Genomic DNA, 1,234 nt, shown 5'->3' with positions numbered 1-1,234 from the left:
ATTGCCAGGCAATACTAGTGGGTCAATCTTTGCAAGATATATTGATATTATGCAAGCAACAGATATTATTCAACCAACTAAGTTATTAGGTGGTGTTGACTTAGCAAACTCTACTAGTCCAAAAGGACATACAACAGCAGCGAGTTTTTGAATATATAATTCATTTGATAAAAAAGCATATAAAGTAGCAGAATATACACATTCAAATGCTACACAGAAATTTAAAGGGCCATTAGAACAAGTAAAAGATATTTTAGAGTTTTACAACAATCAATTAAATCAATATTTTAATTTAATACAGCAAGGTATATCAATCAATGTTGATGATAGTGCTTATGCAACATTAGAAAGTTTAAATAGAGAAAAATATAATTATTCTTTTGGTCAATACATACATTTTAAACCAGCACAAAAGCAGAAATTTAAAATAAAACATCGTATTGAAGCATTCACAATGTTAATAAATACAGGACAATTAAAATGATTATGAGAAAAATGCCCTGTAAGTAAAACTCAATATGAATTAATTCAATGAGAAGATAAGCCCGATGCCAGAGAAGAAAGAATGTTAGATTTATATGATGATACATTTGATAGTGATTTTTATGCTTTACACTTTGAATTAATACCAATGGTTAAACATAATAGTTCAGCAGATTATAAATTATGACAACAAAGGGAGTGAATAAATTAATGAAAAAAAGTATTTATGTAATCCATGATGAGCGTGTAATAAATGCAAAAAGACCATATATGTCTGTTTGTGGACAAGTTAAAAAAAGACTTTGTCAAGAATTAAATAAAGATAATATCGCAATATGTAAATTAAATTTATATAACGAATATATTAAAAAATATCAAAAAGTTAAAGTATGTGTACAAGTTTTAGCAAATGAACCAAATTTATTAACAGTAAATATTATTAATTATGCACTTATCTTAAATTTAAAGGAGCAAAATAACAATGAATAATACTTTCCCTAGTTTACCAAACTTAAATGATATTAATAGTGTTTTAAAATTTTATAATTATGATTGAACTATTAATTTAACAAATATTATTGCTCGTCATCAAATGCGATTAGTAAATGGTAAAGATATTTTATTTAAGTCTCATCGTAAAGATATTTTAGAAAAATTAAATTGATGATATGAAACTTATAAAATAAAAGAAAAATTAGATAAAAATGAATTAACAGCAAGTTTAATGGGTAAAACTATTTTTGGTTTATTA

3 protein-coding genes are annotated in these 1,234 nt (G+C 24.6%); all 3 read left to right on the top strand.

What is annotated here, in order from left to right:
• Window positions 1-694, top strand: a 694-nt coding sequence (locus tag D9R21_RS07685; RefSeq protein ID WP_158613985.1) for a PBSX family phage terminase large subunit, incomplete at its 5' end; no start/stop codon positions are given.
• The gene (locus D9R21_RS06610) at window positions 694-972 is read left to right on the top strand and encodes a hypothetical protein (protein ID WP_126821555.1); all 279 of its coding nucleotides are present in this window, start codon (window positions 694-696) and stop codon (window positions 970-972) included. The genes D9R21_RS07685 and D9R21_RS06610, both read left to right, overlap by 1 nt.
• A partial coding sequence (locus D9R21_RS06605; RefSeq protein WP_148108889.1) for a hypothetical protein occupies window positions 965-1,234 on the top strand: 270 nt, incomplete at its 3' end. The genes D9R21_RS06610 and D9R21_RS06605, both read left to right, overlap by 8 nt.

Source organism: Spiroplasma endosymbiont of Megaselia nigra (assembly GCF_003987485.1).
GTDB lineage: Bacteria > Bacillota_I > Bacilli_A > Mycoplasmatales > Mycoplasmataceae > Spiroplasma.
Note: the sequence above shows the minus strand (reverse complement) of the source record. Positions and strands in the feature narration are given on the sequence as shown.